Annotated in this window: 12 protein-coding genes; 3 read left to right on the top strand and 9 right to left on the bottom strand. The window is 70.6% G+C overall.

Annotated elements, in window-relative coordinates; all coding sequences use genetic code 11:
* Nucleotides 1-29 precede the first annotated feature (29 nt).
* The 3 genes from ACFY0T_RS12160 to ACFY0T_RS12150 all read right to left on the bottom strand — a co-directional run bounded on the left by ACFY0T_RS12160 (nt 30) and on the right by ACFY0T_RS12150 (nt 2,986).
* Nucleotides 30-1,748 carry a succinic semialdehyde dehydrogenase gene (locus ACFY0T_RS12160; protein WP_388867867.1) on the bottom strand — a complete coding sequence of 573 codons (1,719 nt, stop codon included), beginning with the start codon at nt 1,746-1,748 and terminating at the stop codon, nt 30-32.
* A gap of 138 nt (nt 1,749-1,886) precedes the next feature.
* Complete coding sequence (locus tag ACFY0T_RS12155; RefSeq protein WP_388867864.1) at nt 1,887-2,468, bottom strand: Uma2 family endonuclease; 582 nt, start codon at nt 2,466-2,468, stop codon at nt 1,887-1,889.
* A gap of 38 nt (nt 2,469-2,506) precedes the next feature.
* Entirely contained in the window at nt 2,507-2,986 is a 480-nt protein-coding gene (locus tag ACFY0T_RS12150; RefSeq protein WP_388867861.1) for an ATP-binding protein, read from the bottom strand.
* Nucleotides 2,987-3,225: 239 nt separating this feature from the next.
* Between ACFY0T_RS12150 and ACFY0T_RS12145 the strand changes: the two genes are divergently transcribed.
* Nucleotides 3,226-4,077 carry a helix-turn-helix domain-containing protein gene (locus ACFY0T_RS12145; protein WP_388867859.1) on the top strand — a complete coding sequence of 284 codons (852 nt, stop codon included), beginning with the start codon at nt 3,226-3,228 and terminating at the stop codon, nt 4,075-4,077.
* A gap of 13 nt (nt 4,078-4,090) precedes the next feature.
* Nucleotides 4,091-4,270: a DUF397 domain-containing protein gene (locus tag ACFY0T_RS12140; RefSeq protein ID WP_388867857.1), complete on the top strand. Its 180-nt coding sequence runs from the start codon at nt 4,091-4,093 to the stop codon at nt 4,268-4,270.
* Here the strand turns inward: ACFY0T_RS12140 and ACFY0T_RS12135 are convergent, their stop codons facing one another.
* Nucleotides 4,271-4,720: a hypothetical protein gene (locus ACFY0T_RS12135; protein WP_388867854.1), complete on the bottom strand. Its 450-nt coding sequence runs from the start codon at nt 4,718-4,720 to the stop codon at nt 4,271-4,273.
* Nucleotides 4,721-4,966: 246 nt separating this feature from the next.
* Between ACFY0T_RS12135 and ACFY0T_RS12130 the strand changes: the two genes are divergently transcribed.
* Nucleotides 4,967-5,815, top strand: a complete 849-nt coding sequence (locus ACFY0T_RS12130; RefSeq protein WP_388867851.1) for a hypothetical protein — start codon at nt 4,967-4,969, stop codon at nt 5,813-5,815.
* Nucleotides 5,816-5,885: 70 nt separating this feature from the next.
* On the opposite strand, the gene ACFY0T_RS12125 is transcribed toward ACFY0T_RS12130, so the two are convergent.
* The 5 genes from ACFY0T_RS12125 to ACFY0T_RS12105 form a co-directional block, all read right to left on the bottom strand.
* Nucleotides 5,886-7,535: a serine/threonine-protein kinase gene (locus ACFY0T_RS12125; RefSeq protein ID WP_388867848.1), complete on the bottom strand. Its 1,650-nt coding sequence runs from the start codon at nt 7,533-7,535 to the stop codon at nt 5,886-5,888.
* 164 nt (nt 7,536-7,699) lie between these two features.
* Nucleotides 7,700-9,385, bottom strand: coding sequence for a serine/threonine-protein kinase (locus ACFY0T_RS12120; protein ID WP_388867845.1), 1,686 nt, complete (start codon nt 9,383-9,385; stop codon nt 7,700-7,702).
* A 58-nt stretch (nt 9,386-9,443) separates the two neighbouring features.
* Complete coding sequence (locus ACFY0T_RS12115; RefSeq protein ID WP_388868284.1) at nt 9,444-11,180, bottom strand: protein kinase; 1,737 nt, start codon at nt 11,178-11,180, stop codon at nt 9,444-9,446.
* A 210-nt stretch (nt 11,181-11,390) separates the two neighbouring features.
* Nucleotides 11,391-14,276 (bottom strand): protein kinase, encoded by a 2,886-nt coding sequence (locus tag ACFY0T_RS12110; protein WP_388867842.1) that lies wholly within the window; start codon nt 14,274-14,276, stop codon nt 11,391-11,393.
* 169 nt (nt 14,277-14,445) lie between these two features.
* Entirely contained in the window at nt 14,446-16,668 is a 2,223-nt protein-coding gene (locus ACFY0T_RS12105; RefSeq protein WP_388867839.1) for a serine/threonine-protein kinase, read from the bottom strand.
* Nucleotides 16,669-16,671 lie beyond the last annotated feature (3 nt).

Here is a 16,671-nt window from a genome sequence, read left to right as displayed (position 1 = left end):
CTCCTCGTTGAGAACTGTTGTGAGGCGTCCTAGCGGAGCCGCAAGGCCTTCATGACCCGCAGGCTTCGGCTCATGAAGGCCGCGTACCCCTCGTCGTCCATGCCGAGCGACGGCGCCATCGGCAGCAGCCGCTGCTGGGCGACCGTCTGCGCCTCGGTGTACTTGAGGATGCCCTCGGAGCCGTGGCGGCGGCCGAGGCCGGAGTCCTTCATGCCGCCCATGGGCGACTGGACGCTGCCGTACGCGGGTGCGTAGCCCTCGTTGACGTTGACGGTGCCGGTACGCAGCCGGGCGGCGACCGCGCGCCCGCGCCGGCCGTCCTTCGTCCAGACGGACGAATTGAGGCCGTACGGCGTGGAGTTGGCGAGTTCGACGACCTCGTCCTCGGTCTTGAACCGGTAGAGGGAGACAACCGGCCCGAAGGTCTCCTCGGCGCAGACGGCCATGGGGGCTTCCACCCCGTCGAGGATGGTGGGCTCGTAGAAGTAGGGCCCGATGTCGGGCCGGGCGACGCCACCGGCGACGACCTTGGCCCCCTTCGCGACGGCCTCCTCCACGTGCCGCGTCACGGTCTCCAACTGCCGCTCCCCGACGAGCGAGCCCATGTCGGCCCCGTACGCGAGGGACGTGCCGAGCCGCATGGCCTTGGTCCGCGCGGCGAAGCGCTCGGTGAACGCGTCGGCGATGGACTCATGGACGTACAACCGCTCGATGGAGATGCAGAGCTGGCCGGCGGAGGAGAAGCAGGCACGGACTGCGCCCTGGGCGGCCTTGTCGAGGTCGGCGTCCTCGAGGACCACCATGGCGTTCTTGCCGCCGAGTTCGAGGGAGACGCCGACGAGGCGGGCGGCCGCGCCCTGGGCAACTTCCCTTCCGGTCCTCGTCGACCCCGTGAAGGAGACGTAGTCGGCGTGCTTGACGACCTCGGGCCCGACGACGGGACCCTCGCCGATGACGACCTGGAAGACCTCGGCGGGCAGCCCGGCCTCAATGAGCAGATCACGCGCCCACAGGGCGGTCAGGCACGTCTCCGTGTCGGGCTTCATCACGACCGCGTTGCCCGCGACGAAGGCGGGGAGCGCGTCGCCGACGGACAGTTCCAGGGGGTAGTTCCAGGGCGCGATCTGGCCGACGACGCCGCGCGGGTGGCGGAGTTCGGTGACCTTGGTGAGGGTGGGGACGGCGCCGGTGTGCCGCTTGGGACGCAGGTACGACGGTGCCTTGCGCCCGTAGTGCCGCGCGGCCACGACGACGGCCTGCACCTCTTCGTGCGCGTGCAGGCGGGCCTTGCCGGTCTCCAGCTGGATCAGGTCCAGCACCTCGGCCTGACGGGCGAGCACGAGGTCGTGGAAGCGGAGGAGGACGGCGGCACGCTGCCGTACGGGGGTCGCTCCCCAGGCGACCTGGGCGGCTCGGGCCCGCTCGAAGGCGGTCGCGACATCCTCGGGGGTGGACTCGGGCAGGTCCGCCAGCTTCTCGCCGGTGAACGGCGTGTGGTTGGCGGTCCGTCCGGAGCCGACGACACCCTTCGTGAGCTGCGCGACCAGCTCGGGCGTGACGACGTCGACGGCGGTGCGGGCGCCGGTGGGGGCGGGGGCGAGGGGGTTGGTACCGCTTGCGACGGCACCGGTCACCGCCGCCGTAGCGGTCTCTTCCGCGCCGGTCTCGGCCGTACCGGCCTCTTCCGCGCCGCTCGTTTCCGCGCTGGTCGTTTCCGTGGCCTGCTCCGCGGCCTGCGAGTCCGTCATGAGCCGCAGGGTATGCCCGCCCGCGCCCTTTGGGTACCCGTCGGTAATCGGCTTTCACGGAGTGCTCACACGGTGCCAGTGATCGCTGGCAACGAATACGCTGATCAGGGCGTTGTTCGTCCGACGATCACGGGTTGATCACTCCTGGACGTCACTGTCCTGAGGGACGGTGAACCCGGAGGTCTCCAGCTCGAAGTCAAAAGGTGCGGGAATGTGGAGGGGCTTCCCGAAGGGGACGGTGGTCCGCGACCGGTACCCCTTCGCAGACGGGTCCCAGAACGCGGTGATCTCCTCCACCTGCATGTCCAGCACAAGGTAGACGGGCACGACCCGCCCATAGGTGTCCAGCTTGTCGAGCCAGTCGGCGTCCTTGGACGAGTCGGAGGTCAGCTCGGCGACCAGGGAGAGGGCGGCACCGTCGGCGTGGCGACCTTCGGCTTCGAAGGCGGCTTCGTCGGCTACGTGGAGGTCGGGGCCGAAGGCGCACTCCGCCGCGGGGAAGCTGAAGAGGAACGGTGTCACGTCGGCGTCGTGCCCATCGGGAGTATGACGCTCCAGCTGTCGCCGCAGCGACCGTAACGGCCTCATGTGGCGCAGCTCCGGCCACGACGAATCAACAACCTTTCCTCGAATGAGTTCGGCCTTGTAGCCGTCAGGCGTGTCCAGCTCCTCGACGATCCCGAGCATGTCCTCGAAGGCTCCGGTCGGATGAGCATCCATGGCCGTCGGGCGCTCGCTCCCCTGCCACTCAGGCACCCTCACGCCGCAGCCTCTCGGTGAACCATCTGCGGACCCAGCTCACACCACAACAGCTTCCCGCCCCGCCCGAAGAGGTCGTCGCCGAGCGGGTAGCCGCCCCACGCGTCCGCGTAATGGCATACGAGGAACAAGCCGCGTCCGCCGTCAGCCTCGGCCGGGACGGCGCGGACGGGGCCCGGGTTCTTGTCGAAGGGGGGCGGGATGTGCGGGTTCGCGTCCCAGACGCTGACCCGGAGGCGGCCTCGCCCCAGGCCGCGCAGTCGCAGGGTCGCGGGGCCGGTGGAGTACCGGTAGGCATTGGTGACGAGCTCGGAGGTCAACAATTCGGCGGTGCCAGTGAGTTGGCGAAGGTCGTGTCCGGCGAGGACTGCGCGCAGGGTAGCGCGGGCGATGCGCGGGGCGAGTCGATCGTGCGGTAACTGGAGGGCGTACACCCAAGATGCGGACGCTTCGGACTTCGACGGGGATACGGTGACCATGAACGCCTCCTGCGGGTGGGGGGACTTGTGTTCGCTCGACGGGCCCGGCCGGGCGGTGGCATATCGCGAGCATTGGCGGCAGCGCGGTGCGCTTCCGGCTTACTGGCGGGGCCAGTTGAGCGGCTTGGGTTTCACCGTAGACTGCAATCCCTGAAGGTTTTGCCGGTGAATGCAAAACCTTCAGGGATTTACCTCGTGTGGGTGACCACCACGCCAGGTGTACGGAACGGAGCGAGGGCATGACACCAAGGAGCGCACCGTCAGGGCGTCGCCTCCGCATCGGCGTCGAGCTGCGTCGATTGCGCGAGCGTGCTGGCATGACCGCCGCCGAGGCAGCTCGCGCCCTGGGTACGACGCAGGGCCAGATGAGCAACATCGAGGCCAACCGCTTCGGCGTGAGCGCCGATCGCGTGCGCACCCTCGCGCGCATCTACGGCTGCCCCGACCAGCCCCTGGTCGACGCGCTCGCCGCCATGGCGGCCGACCGTACCCGCGGCTGGTGGGAGGAGTACCGCGATCTCCTGCCGTCACCGCACCTGGACCTTGCTGAGATGGAGCACCACGCCACCGCGCTGCGCGTCGCTCAGGTCATCAACATCCCAGGCCTCCTACAGACCCCCGACCATGCCCGGGCTCTCTTCGGTGAAGCGGTCCCGGCGCTGCGCCCGCACGAGATCGAGCACCGCGTCTCACACCGCATCAAGCGCCAGGTAGTCCTGTTCCGGGAGCGGTCGGTGCCGTACACCGCGATCGTCCACGAAGCCGCCCTGCGCATGCAGTTCGGCGGCCGCGCGGTGACCCGGGCCCAGCTCCGGCACCTCATCGAAATGAGCGAACAGCCGAACGTCACGCTTCGCGTCATCCCCTTCGACGGGACCTCCTTCCCGACCGCAGGTCATGGCCTCGACTACGCCCACGGCCCCGTGACAGCCCTCGACACCGCTCACCTGGACACGAGCCATGGCAGCGAACTTGTCGACGCCACAGCGAAGTTGGAGACGTACCGGCTGGTGCTGGACCGTATGGAGCAAGCGACCCTCAAGCCTGGGGCATCGCGAGATCTCATCCACCACATCGCCGAGAACACCTGAGGACAGATACACCATGACCGAACTCACCTGGCAGAAATCCACGTACAGCGAGTCGGGCTCATCCTGCGTCTACCTCGCCACCACCCCCACCGGAACGATCCTTCTTCGCGAAAGCGACGAACCGGAGATCATCCTCACCACCGCCCCCCGCGCACTCGACGCCCTGATATCCAGAATCCGCCGACCCAACTGATCAGCGAGCCGGAATGGTCGCGACCGTAACCTGGCCATCCATCAGGCACTCGATGAGCACCGAACCGTCGAGCGGGTAGATCCAGAAGAGTGGCTCCATGCGTGGCAGTTCCGATGCGTGCCGCACCGCCACAGCCGCGGGTATGGTCACGGTCGGCAACCTGAGGTCCCCCCAGAAGAGGGCGACGCGTCCGCCCTCGGCCACGTAGCCGGCGAGCGGGTCCTCCGCGATCGTCGCCCAGTCGTCCTCGTCCTTCCACCAGCGGCGGTCGGTGTAGGCGGCGGAGTCCCAGTCGAGGCCCGCGCTGATGGTGGGCGGGAATCTGTTCAGGTTGACGGCCTCCAGCTCGCGGCTTTCTGCGTGGTCCAACTGGACGACCTGGCACCCGTCTTCGTCACTGGGGTCGTTCATGAAGCCCGGAAGGCGGCCCGGGCGGCTTCCGTAGGTCATATGAGGCCATCCATCTCCCTGAAGCGCGCCAAGGGGGCCCTCGCGCAGGCCGAGTTGCGGTGAGCCGGACCTCAACAACAGCCACGGACAGCACTGGTGCACTCCCGGTGGCCTCATAGGTGATCCACAGATCATGAGGTGCGGATCCGATCAAGTCGGGCGCTCCGGACCTGGGAACTTGACGATTCCTTGACCTCTCCCTCATAGTCCTTTCACCTCAAGCCCCATAGAAGGATCATCATCAAAATGAAGAGACTCTCGCTGTCGCGTGTCGGTATCGCCGCGGTGGCGTCGGCCCTTTCGCTCACCCTGGCCACCGGCTGCTCCGACAGCGGCTCTGGCTCGAAGGATGACGACAAGGCCGCAGGCTCGGACAAGTCGACGGCCGCCGCGAAGGCCCTGAGCAGCGCGGAGTTGACGAAGCGCATCATCGCGACGGGTGACGTCGACGGGTACAAGGTCGGACCGGCCGACCAGAGCAAGGGGTTCGCGTCCTCCAAGGAAGACGTGACGGTCGTGGACGAGAAGTGCGCACCGCTCGCCTACGTCCTCACCGGGTTCGCGCCCGGCGACTCGGCCTCGTACGTCAACCGCATGGCCTCACAGGAGGTTTCGGCCTCGCCCAGCGCGTCCTCCAGCAAGAGCCTGGAGGACATGACGGACGAGGAGTTCGAGGACGCGATGAAGTCGATCACCGACGCCCTCGGCCAGACGGTGACGATCGTCTCGCTCTCGTCGTACGAGGGTGAGGGCGCCCAGAAGACCATGTCCTCGGTCTCCGACGCGATCAAGGGCTGCGCGAGCGGGTTCACGGCCACGCCGAAGGGCGGCACGAAGGACGACACCCAGAAGTTCACCAAGGTCGCGGCGGAGAAGGCGTCCGGGACCGGTGACGAGTCACTGGCGTTCGCGGTGACCGGAGACGCGGACGGCGACGACGTCGTGGTGCACTGCGAAGTCGTACGCCATGGCAGCACGGTCGCCACGTACTACGCGTTCAGCCTGGCGGCCTTCTCCGGCGAGGACGGCGCCGGGGCCGGTGACTACGAGATCCCCGCCGAGATCATCAAGGCCCAGGCCGCCAAGCTCGCCTGAGCCCTGAGCCCTGAGCCCTTCCGGGCCGTAATGAAGGGGCCTCTTGAAGAAGCCCCTTCAGACAAGCCTCTTACGGCTTGTCGATGTCCAAGTTCGCGATCGCCGCCTTGGCGACTTCACGGCCCCGCGCCGTGAAGTCGCCCTTGCCCGGGTAGCTGATCGTGAGCTTGTACATGTTGCCCGCGTGCGACTTGTAGTAGAAGATCTTCAGTTCGCGGGGGCGGGGGTTCTGGCTGTCGGTGGTCGTGTAGACCACCGTGTTCTCGGCGGCCTCCTTGCCGTGGTACGTCGAGTCGTCCTCCGGGGCCGTCCTCGGGCCCTCGGGCATACCCAGGTCGTACGCGCCGCTGTCCTTGAACTTGCCGTTGTCGGCGTACATTTCGGCTCGCGCGGAGTCCTGGATTTCCTTGCTCGTGTCCTCGGACTTCTTGGCCAGTGTCAGGCCGATCCAGATGCTGCCGCTCCAGTCGGTGTACGTGACCCAGTGACCCTTGTCCGACGTCCGGTCCGGCGTGGATCTCTGGTAGTCCGCGGGCACCGCCAGCGTCGCGGCGACATCCTTCTCCTGCCGCTTCTTCCAGCCGTCCGGCAGCGGTCCCGCGAACGGGTCCGCGATCACCAGGTACGCCGCCACGGCCGCCGCGACGACCACCGCGCCGAGGCCGAACAGGGCCTTGCGGCCGACCCGCAGGCCCTTGCCGCCCGGTCCCGCGATCTGCACGACCTGGGTCGGTGCCGGGGCCGGAGGCTTCGCGGCCTCCTCCAGGAGACGGCGGACCTGTGCCGCGCCGGGACGGCGGGACGGGTCCTTGTCGAGCAGGCCGTTGATCACCTCCGCGAGCGGGCCGCTGGCGGTGGCGGGCGGCGCGGGCGTGGAGTTGAGGACCGACTGGAGCGTGGCGGGCGTGTTGCTGCGCCGGAAGGGGGAGACACCTTCCGTGGCCGTGTACAGGACCACGCCGAGCGACCAGAGGTCGGAGGCCGGGCCGGGACGCTGGCCCAACACCCGCTCCGGGGCGATGTATTCGGGCGAGCCGACAAAGCCGCCGGTGTCCGTCAGATTGGTCTCGCCCTCGATCTGGGCGATGCCGAAGTCGGTGAGGACGACGCGGTCGTGGCGGCCGAGCAGGACGTTGTCGGGCTTGACGTCGCGGTGCAGGATGCCCGCCGCGTGCGCGGCCTCCAGAGCGCCGAGGACCTCCAGGCCGATGCGCGCGGCCTCGCGGACGCCGAGCGTGCCCTCCTGGAGGGCGTCGCCCAGCGAGCGGCCCTGCACCAGCTCCATGACGATCCAGGGCTGTCCGTCCACGACCGCGACATCGTGGACGTTCACGACCGCCGGGTGGTCGAGCCGCGCCGCCGCGCGCGCCTCGCGACGCATCCGCTCGTAGGCGTTGGCACGTTCGCGCTCGGGAAGGTGGTCCGGAACGCGCGGCTCCTTGACTGCGACCTCACGGTCCACCGTCTCGTCCTTGGCCCGCCAGACCGTGCCCATGCCGCCGTGGCCGAGCTTGGAGAGGAGCCGGTAACGGCCCGCGATCAGCCGTCCGGTGCCCGGGTCCTGCGCCTGCTGCTCGGGGACGACCTGGGTGGGGGCCGCATACGGATTGCCCGGGTACGGAACGCCCGACTGCTGCGCGGGCACACCCGGCCGCGGCGGTTGCAGACCGAAACTGGTTGGCTCGTCGGACCCGTAAGGGGCTCCCCCGTTGTTGCTCATAGGTCCATCTCTATCGCGGCAAGCGCTTCGGCTTCCAGCCCGATCGCTTTCCGGTCACAGACCCGTGACGCACCTCGCCACTTATGCGCCGTTTATGTCCGTACGAACGTCCCCATTCACGACGCCACGCACGCCTCCACTCACCACGCCGCGCACGCCTCCACTCACGACGCCACGAACGTGTCCACCGCCACGTCGAAGTACTCCTTCGCCTCCGTCACCTTCCCGACCGGCGCCGAGACCCACACGTCGTACATCCGGCCGCCCTCCTCCCAGCACAGGTCGTACGTGTGCCGTGCGCCCTCCGCCTCGGTGAAGCCGTTCCAGGTGAACTCCCAGAGCGCTGCGGGCTGTCCGTTGTGCGTGGTGCTCGTGACGGTGCCGTCGCGGTAACCCGGGTTGGTGGAGGGCCCCTTGGCGTCCGCCCGCCGCATCACCGCGAGGGGGCCGCCCGTTTCGGGATCGGCGATCTTGATGCCGAGGCGGAAGGTCTGCCCCGGTGACATGTAGAAGACCCGCTCCCCCTGCGGATCCCGGGTGAAGTCATCGGGCACGGCGAGCGAGAAACCGTTCGGATCCGGCGCAATGCGGTAACCCGAGGGCGCCTTGCGATCGGCGGCGGTCGGCGTCTGCTGCCGGGTCACGGTGACTGTGGGAGCGGGGCTGGCGGGCGCCGGCTCCGATGTGCGCGACGGCAAACTCGGCCCCGTACTCGACGTACTCGACGTACTCGACGTCCTCGCCGTATGCGACGGTGAGGGCGTGCCGCCCCCGCCGTCGTTCATCAGCAGCGCCGCCGCCGACACCCCCGCCCCGGCCATCGCGGCGACCAGCGCGGCGGCGACGAGGATGCCCCGCGTGGACTGCTTCGGCGGCCGCTCCGCCGCAGCCACAGGAGGTGGCTGCGGCGAGGACACGGGCTCCGGCCTCGCTACGTCCCGTTGCGTGGGCGTGTACGGGGCCGCCGGCCGGGGGGTCGTCAGCCGTGGCGTACGCCCCATGTCCCGCCGTGGCATACGTCCGGTGTCCCGGAAGGCGCGCAGCATCCGCTCCGCCTCCGCCGCGTCGAGCCGCCGCTCGGGATCGCGCTCCAGCAGCCCCCGTACGACGGGCAGCAGCGGCGCGGCCTGCGCGGGCGGACGTACCTCGTCGACGACGACCGCGTGCAGGATGCCGCCCAACGAGTCCCGGTGGAACGGCGACTCACCGCTCAGGACGGTGCACAGCAGCGCGCCGAGCGACCACAGGTCGGACTCGGGCCCCGTTCTGGCCCCGGACATCCGCTCGGGCGCGGTGTATTCGGGCGAGCCGACGAACGCCCCGCTCTCGGTGAGCGTCGTCGCGCCCGCGACCTGGGCGATGCCGAAGTCGGTGAGGACGACGCGGTCGGTGCCCGCCTCCATCAGGACGTTGGCCGGCTTGAGGTCCCGGTGCAGGACGCCCGCGTCGTGCGCGCGGCGCAGCGCGCCCAGCAGGTCGATGCCGATGCGGGCGGCCTCGCGCGCGTCGACCGGTCCGGCGCGGGAGATCCGCTCGGCTAGCGAACCGCCGTCGATCAACTCCATGACGATGTACGGGCGTTCGTCGTCCTCGACCACGTCGTGCACGACGATGATGTGCGGGTGCCGCAGCTGTGCGACGGCGCGGGCCTCGCGCAGGGTGCGGTCGCGCTGCTGCCGGGCCTCGTCCTCCGAGAGCGTGTCGTCGAGGGCGAGTTCCTTCACCGCGACGCGGCGGCCGAGCAGCTGGTCGGTGGCGCGCCATACGACGCCCATGCCGCCCCGCCCGATCCTGGCCTCCAGCCGGTAACGGCCGGCGATCACACGGACGTTCTCCCCCTCGGTCCCCATGGGCCCCATCATGCCGCACCGGACGGAGACCCTCCGGGCCCGACGCTCGCGGTGGCTGTTATCCGGCCTTGGGACGCCAGCCGCGCAGGATCGCGTCGAACTGCTGACGCGCGGTGTCCCAGTCCGCCGCGGGTGCCGACATGTAGATCGCGTACTCGACGCCGTCACGGGCGAGATACGTCTGCTCGATCGCCCGGCGCGGCCCCGGGAACGGCGTCTGCTTCGGCAGCGCGGTCCAGGTGAAGTCCCACAGGGAACCGTGGCAGTCCCGGAAGGTGTTGGCCTGCAGACTCACCCGCTTGTAGGCCTGCAGCTTCGTCAACTGCTGCTCCAGGTCCAGCTGGTGCATGTACGGGTTGTCGAAGTCGGGCGAGTCGTCCACCGCGATGCGTACGAAGTGCTCGCCGCCGTCTGGCGTGTAGTCGACCTGGGTGCCGTTGGCCTGCCGCTTCCAGCTCTTGCTGGGCAGGGCGAGGCTGAAGCCCTCGACGTCGTCGACGCGCACCCAGTTGTCGGGGACGGCTCCGGCGGCGGTCGGCTGCCCGCTCTTCTCGCCCTTCCCGCTCTGCTCGTCCTTCTCGCTGCTCGTGTCCTTGGTACTGGGGCTCGTGCTGGTGCTGGAACTGGACGCGGAGGCGTCCTTCCGCCAGTCGTCCGCGTACCTCATCACCGCGGCGCTGCCACCGCCGACGAGCGCGGCCATGACCACGACGAGCGCGATCGTGCGGCCACGGCTCCGCTTCTTGGGAGCGGAGCCGGCGGTGGGCTGGGGCTGGGGCATGGTCGCGCCGGGGCCGCCGTGGGGCATGCCCTGACCACCGTAGGGCACGCTCTGGCCGCCATGGGGCACACCCTGGCCACCGTGGGGCGCGGGCACATGTGCGGTCGGCCAGTGCCCCTGGCCCTGTCCCTGGCCCGGGCCCTGCGACACTTCCGTATCCATGTGTTGCGTCGGCACATACGACTGCGCCGACCTCGGTCGCCGCCCCTCCGCCGCCTCGGCGAGCATGTGCTCGGCCTCCGACGCGCTGGGGCGTACGGCGGGATCCTTGCACAGCAGCGCGGCGATGACGGGCTCCAGCGGACCGGCGTGCTGCGGCGGCGCGGGGGGCTCGTCGACCACGGCCTGCATGGTGGTCAGCGGCGAGGTGCGCCGGAACGGCGACCGCCCCTCCACCGCCGTGTACAGCGTGGCGCCGAGGGCCCACAGGTCGGAGGCGGGCCCGGGATCGTGGCCGCGCACCCGCTCGGGCGCCAGATAGTCGACCGAGCCGACGATCTCGCCGGTGCGCGTGATGGTCGTATCACCCTCCACCTGCGCGATCCCGAAGTCGGTGAGCAGTACGCGCCGGTCGGCGGACAGGAGCACGTTCCCGGGCTTCACGTCACGGTGCAGCACGCCGGCGGCGTGCGCGGCTCGCAGCGCGCGCAGCACCCACAGTCCGATCCGTGCCGCCTCGGCCGGTTCGACGCGCCCCTGCTCCTTGACCGCGTCGGCCAGCGAGTTGCCCTCGACCAGCTCCATGACGATCCACGGCCGGTTGTCGTGCTCCAGGACGTCGTGCACGGTGACGACGGCCGAGTGGTTGATCCGGGCAGCGGCCCGCGCCTCGGAGTGGGTACGGGCGAGCAGCCGAGCCAGATCGCCCTCGGCGACATAGAGCGCGGCGGTCAGCTCCTTGACCGCCACCGCGCGGTGCAGCACCTCGTCGTGTGCGCGCCACACCCGGCCCATGCCACCGCTGCCGATGATGTCGACAAGCCGGTAGCGGCCCGCGAGGAGCAGGCCCTGCATCTGATTCACGTTTCCCCGCAATGGTCTTGACAGGGGTCAGACTAAAGAGCGGTCCCCGCGCAGGGAACCGGCGGGGTCGTACGGAGACCGCACTGTGACGGTTCTCCCTTCCGTGTACGGGAGGGAACCATCCGGTGTTCAGGGCCTGATGAGTACGCGACGTCGCTCCACCGGTGGCCCTGTACGGCTCAGCCGTTGACGTCATACGCCTCAGCCGGTGACCTGATACGTCGCCGACGCCTGCTCGTACAGCCGTGTCACCTCGTCCCGTTCGGCCTCCGGACCGCGCACCTGCACCACGTGATAGCGGCCGCCGACGACGATCGCGAGGTTGCGTACGTAGAGCGAGCGCCCCGCGGAGTCCTGCCAGGTGAACTGCCCCTCGGCCATGGTCCGTCCGCCCACGTCGATCCGCCGCATCCCGCTGGACGTGGCCCAGGTCGAGTCCCGGAACGGCTGCAACTCCTTCTCGTTCTCCCGCTGATACGTCATCGGGTCGCCGCCGTACGTCGCCGTGCTGTCCCGGCCGGGTACGACGATGAGCTCGAAGTCCCCCTGCGCGTACACGACCTGGCCACTGCCGTTCTTCGGCGTACGGTCCCAGCCGTTGGCCACGGCGACGCGGAAGCCCTCGGGATCCTTGCGGAGCTTGAACCCCTGGGCGACGTCCGGGTCGGTGGTCTGCGACTTCGTCGAACTGGAGGAACCCGAGGGACTCTTGTCCTCGTCCGGGGAGGTCTGGTCGGGCCGCGGCTCGCTGCTCGCCTTCGCGTCCCCGCCCGCGTCGGGGGCGGGGCTGACGTCTCCGGCGGCACCGGTCCGTTCACCGTCCGTACCGCTGCCGCTGCTCGGTTCGGCCTTCGGCATGAAGACCATGGCGTACGCGATCGCCGCGGCCAGCAGGAGCAGGACCAGCAGGAGCAGATTCCGGCCCAGGCGGCGGGGTTTGGCGGACTTCTCCTGCTTCGCTCGCTTGTGGCGGGCGTGCGGGCTGGTCGCGGGCAGCCCGGCGCGACGCCTGCGGACGAGCTCGCCGCGGCGCCGCACGATCGGCAGCCGGCTCGGGTCGACGGGGGGCGCCGCGACGACATGCGCGCCGGCTTCGGGCTCGGGCGCGGACCGTACGAGGGAGCGCAGCCAGCCGCGCAGTTCCTCGAAGTCGAGCCGCTCGGTGGGATCCTGGCGCAGCAACGACTCCACGACCGGCCGGAGCGGCCCGCACTCCTCGGCGAAGGCGGGCGGCTCCGCGCACACCAACTGCACCAGCTCGGCGGTGTTCTCCTCCGGGTAGGGCGCGTGTCCCTGTACGGCACGGAAGAGCAGCGCGCCCAGCGCCCACAGGTCGGTGGCGGGCCCGATCGGCGGCGCCAACTGCCAGTTCTCGTGCACCGGCCCGGCCTGCTCCGGCGCCCACCGCTCGGTCACGGGACCGACCACAGCCATCCGCGCCTGCCGGGCCCGCTCCGCGGCGAGCGCGGTAGCCGGCCCCCGGCGCGGCGCCGCCCCGGCGACGAGCTCGTCCCAACGACCTGTCTGGCCTTCGGTGTTGCTGTGCATGTACGTGTTGCCGGGCATTTGGGCGTTGTGGCGGGCTTGAGCACTGTTGCGGGTTTGGGCATTGTTGGGGGTTTGGGTGCCATTCCCCGTGGCTGCCGCGCCGTTCGCGCCTCCGGGAAGCGCGGTGCGCCCTTGACCGTGGCCCCCGCCAGAGGTCCCGGTACGCGGCTGGGCGCCATGCCATCCGGCGCCGCCCCCGACCCCGTACGGGTCGGCTATCTGGCCCGGAGGCGCGGTGTGGGGGCGCTGCTCCACGCTGTGGCCGGGGAGCTGGGGTGGGCCGCTGTAGCCGGCGACTTGGGGCGGGCCGACGTGTCCCGGGGCCTGGGCCGGAGGCTCCGAGGAGTCGGCGCCGTGACCGGCTTGCGCGGAGGGGCGGGGCGCGGGCAGCGCGACCTGGTTGCTCCGTTGCTCTTCCTGTACGCGGGCGGCGGCACGCGCTCCGGCGCGGTACGCGGCGATGGCCCCGGCGCGCGCCGCACGGATGTCGCCCCCGGGTCCTCCCGCGCCTCCCGAGCCTCCTGCTCCACCCGATCCGCCCGCTTCCAGCGCACGTCGGCCTGCGCCCGCCGCGCCCCCTGCGGGCGCACCCGGAACAGGCATCCCCGGAACGGGCGTCCCCCGCTCCGCCCGAGCCTCGATCGCGGCCCGCCGCGCGGCTTCGGGGTCGGCGCCGGGTGTCGTGGCCGCCACGGCCACGCCCGGCGAACCTGCACCGCCGAATCCAGCCGCCCCACCCGGACCACGGCCCCCGGGGCCACTGGTCCCGCCGGGCGTACGGGGCGTCATGGCCCCGCCACCACGCGGGGCACCCCTGCCCCCCGTGCCGGGCGAACCGCCGCGTCCCGCCTGCCCGTTGCCGACGCCGGAGCCGGCCCCGGCGGTGGCCGCGTGCCCGGTCCCGGGCTCAGTCTCGAAGTCCTCCCGGGCCGGCACCGGGTCGTACCCGCACAGCGCCTCCTCCGCGGCCCCGGCCGCCAGGCCGGTCAGCATGACGCGGCCGTCGTCGCAGACGAGCACCGTGCGCACGGTGATGTTCCGGTGCACCCACCCGTGCGCGTGCAGCACCCGCAGCGCGGTGAGGACGTCGGAGGCGACCTCGGCGGCCCGATAGGGGCTCAGCGGCTTCTCGGCGAGCAGCGCGGCCAGCGGCCTCGCCGGCACCAACTCGCTCACTATCCACAGCGACCCGCCCTCGGCGAACACGTCGAAGACCTGGTCGAGTCGGGGATGGTCGGGGATCTGCGCGGCGGCCTGCGCGGCCTCGATCGCCCGCCGCACGGCCGGTTCGGTGGGCCTGCGCGTGGTCCGCGCGGACGCCCGCCGCACCCCGCCGTCCCGCGCCACGAACCCCTCGGGCAATCCGTCCGCGTCGAGCACCTCGGCCTCGACGACCTCCGGCAACGGCACCTGCCGTACGAGGACTTCCTGCCCGCTGTAGGTGTCGAAGGCCCGGGTCTCCGCGAGTTCGTACTCGTCCGACGGCGGCAGCGGCAGGCGGTAGCGGTCGGCGAGTACCCGTCCCGCATAGTCGTCCACGACGCCTCCCCCGGCCGACCGGTTGGTCAATTCCGTTCGCCTTGCGTTCCGTTATGGCTTCGTACGGTCCGCAACCACTCACGATACGTGCCGGAGACAACCCGCAAGCGGTGATGCGAGATCTCACGGCCCCCATCCGTGGCGGAACGTCACATCGGCGAGCGGTACGTCACGACTTCGGCTGGAACGTCGTAGTCAGCGTCTTCCACGTGCTCTTGCGCAGATCGCTGCCCCACTCGTCCGCTTTCGCCGAGTACATCAGCGCGTATCCCTGATGCGAGTTGACGACGAACCCACGGTCGATCGACCGGTACTTCGTGCCGCCCTCCACGTAGGTGAACTCCCAGTCGGCCGTGTTCCAGCCTCGGTAGTCCACCTCCTCTATGCGCACCCGCTGGTACTGCGAGCGCGTCATGCCCCGCTCCTGGTTCTTCCAGTCCGCGACCGGGTCGTCCTTCGGCGTCGTCGTCCAGCCGATCAGCAGCCTCTGCCCGTCGGGACCCGTGAACCGTGCTCCCGCGGAGTCCGTGGACTGGTACTTCCACCCCTTCGGCAGCCCGATCGAGAACCCCTGACCGCCCTTGTACGTCGACACGGCCGTGGAGCCCGACTTCTTGCCGCCACTGTCACCACCACTCGACGCGCTCGCACTGGCGCTCGCGCTCGACGTGGCGCTCGCGGTCTCCTCCAGGCCCGAACCCGCCGTGGAACCCGACTTGTCGCCACTGTCCGTGTGGGCGCCGCCGCTCTTGTCCTTGCTGCCGCTTCCGCTGCCCGCAGTCGCCCCGCTGGACGCGGCCGCCTTGGTGTCGCCGCTCTTGTTGTCCTTCGACCCGTCGTCCCCGCCGAGCGTGAGCGCCAGCACGGTGCCGAGCACGGCCAGCGCCACGACCACCGCGATGATCACCAACGTCCGCCGCGGCACCACATCCGTCAACGGCGCCCGAGGCGCCGGCCGCGGCGGCCGCTCAGGAGCCACCGGCCACCCCGACCCCGAGACCTGGCCCGCCATCCCGGCCGCACCCGCGGATCCCGCGGCTCCGGTGGCACCCGTGGCACCCGCAGAGCCCGCTCCACCCGCCGAACTGGAGTTCACCGACGCACTGTCACGAACCCCCGCCTTCCCGGCAGAAGCCGCACCGGCACCGAAAGCCTTCTTCAGCGAGGCCGAGGAAGGCGACGGCGCCGACGAAGGTGCCGAAGGTGACGCAGCTGTGGAAGCCCCCGGACTCGCGGAAGCCGCGCCCTCACTTCCCGCCGCCCTGGAGGCCTCGGAGGACCCTGACGACCCGGAGGCCTCCGTGCCAACAGCCTTCGCGCGCGCCGTCGCCGCCGCGGTGGCCGCCGCCGTGGCAGCCCCGGCCGCCGAGGCAGCCTTCCGCACGGAACGCAGCGCCCCGCGCAAACGATCCGACGCCTCCTCGCCCCGCTTGGCCCCGGTAACGCCGGAACTCCCCTGTCCCGGCCCCTCGTCCGGCACCGGCGGCAACGCCACAACCTTCGTCGCGTCCGCAGGCTCCGGCACCGTCTCCTTGGGCTCGGGCGCGTGCAGCACCTCGTTGAGCATCGCCCGGGCGCCCGCGTCATCCAGCCGCTGCTCGGGGTCCTTGGCAAGCAGCCCGTAAATCACGTTCTCCAGCGGCCCCGCGTTCTTCGGCTGCTCCACCGGCTCGGTCATCACCGCGGTGAGCGTCGCGATCGCGGAACCCTTGTCGTACGGAGGCACACCCTCCACCGACGCATACAACAGACCGCCCAGCGACCACAGGTCGGCCGCGGGGCCCGGCTTGTGACCGCGCGCCCGCTCCGGCGAGATGTACGAGGGCGCGCCGACGAGCATGCCGGTCGAGGTGATGGACGGGTCGCCCTCGACCTGCGCGATGCCGAAGTCGGTCAGCACGACCCGGCCGTCGTCGGAGATCAGCACGTTCGACGGCTTCACGTCCCGGTGCAGGATGCCCTCGCGGTGCGCCGAACGCAGCACGTCGAGGATCGCCAGGCCCACCTCCGCGGCGCGCTTCGGCGTGAGCAGGCCGTCCTCGCGGATGACCTCGGCGAGCGACTTGCCCTCGATGAGCTCCATCACGATCCACGGCCTGTTGTCCTCGTCGACCACGTCGAAGACCGTCACCGCGCCGTTGTTGCGGATCCGCGCGATCGCCTTGGCCTCACGCAGCGTGCGCGTGATCAGCCGCCGCTTCTCTTCCTCGTCGATGCTCGACGGGAACCGCAGCTCCTTGACAGCGACCGTACGGCCCAGGGTCTCGTCCTTGGCCCGCCACACCGTGCCCATGCCGCCGCGGCCGAGAACATCCCCCAGCCGGTAGCGCCCGGCGAGGAGACGTTCGCTCTTGTCCTGACGGGATGCTCCCGCCCGCTCCGCCTCCGACATGCG

The organism is Streptomyces sp. NPDC001530 (genome assembly GCF_042894545.1).
Lineage (GTDB): Bacteria > Actinomycetota > Actinomycetes > Streptomycetales > Streptomycetaceae > Streptomyces.
This window is presented reverse-complemented; position numbering and strand designations above follow the sequence as displayed.